Source organism: Oleiphilus sp. HI0066 (genome assembly GCF_001635725.1).
This window is the reverse complement of sequence record NZ_LWFH01001094.1, coordinates 1-1,149: the sequence shown is the minus strand read 5'-3', so window position 1 is coordinate 1,149 and position 1,149 is coordinate 1. Positions and strand designations below refer to the sequence as shown.

The window sequence follows — 1,149 nt, the reverse complement described above, 5'->3', positions numbered from 1 at the left end:
TAATGATTCCGTCAACCTCGCTAAAGCAAGGTAGGCGGGTATATATATTGGTTCAATATTTATCGCGGCATTATAGTGTTTGGCGGCATTTTCAAAATTGTTGAGATCGCGCTCTAAGTTACCGAGATTAGTGTGCGCAAAACCTCTATCCGCTTGGTAATTTTGCATACTGCGATACTCTTCTAATCCGTTTTTGATTAATTTTTTCGCTTGTACGGGGATCGATGACATTTGACTGGCGGCGGCAAGTGCGCGAGATCCTCGGGCACGAATGTTTGATTGAGCATCGTTAATAAGTGGTTTGAGTAATTGCCATTTTTCGGCATTGGAGTAGGGCGCCGCTGCGTCGATCGCCGCAAGTCTGAATTGTGGTTCTGACCTTTTCACGGCTATTTCGATTGCTTGCATCGAATCAGGATGCGGATAGTTAGCTAAACGACTAAGCGCTGATGCGCGTATGATGGTCGCTTGAGTATCGTCTGTAAAAACAGTTAACAGCTTTTGACGTCCGCTCGGTATTAGATTATCTGCCTCGTTGAAAGCGTAAGCGAAATGCTTAGCATAGGAATCGTCAATTTTTGGGTACCATGTCTCGATCGTCGTGCTTGCCCAATTTGCATCTTGATTGGTATGGCAGTTATTGCATGCGTTTGGTGCTCCGGTATCGCGTGTTAGATGTGGGCGTGGGATCGAAAATTGATGATCTCGCCGCGAATCAACGCCCATGTAAACAGTCGCTGGCATGTGACAGCTAACACATTCTGCCGCGTCTGTGCCTACTTTATGCATATGGTGTGTTGGTTTGTCATAGGTTTTTGAATCATGGCATTGTGTGCAGACTTGGTTTCCTGTCACGTGGAGTTGCCCGCCGTGCGGGTCATGGCAATTTGTGCAAGTTACACCCGCGTCGTACATTTTGCTCTGAACAAAAGAACCCCAAACAAAATTCTCGTCTGATACCTGCCCATCCACATGGTAGAACTCCGGTGTCAGTAAAACCGTCTCAAGCGCGCGATTGAGAAAATCAGGCTCCGCTCGGTCACTAATCGCATTACGTCGCGCGTGACAGCTGGCGCAGACTATGACTTGGTCTGATGAACGACGTTTTGAGATTGGGTTTAACTTACTTTGACTGTCGGTTTTATACAG

The 1,149-nt window shown here is 46.8% G+C and carries 1 protein-coding gene; it reads right to left on the bottom strand.

Annotated features, from left to right (window positions below; genetic code table 11):
• A partial coding sequence (locus A3738_RS14140) for a cytochrome c3 family protein (RefSeq protein ID WP_304440104.1) occupies nt 1-1,149 on the bottom strand: 1,149 nt, incomplete at both ends.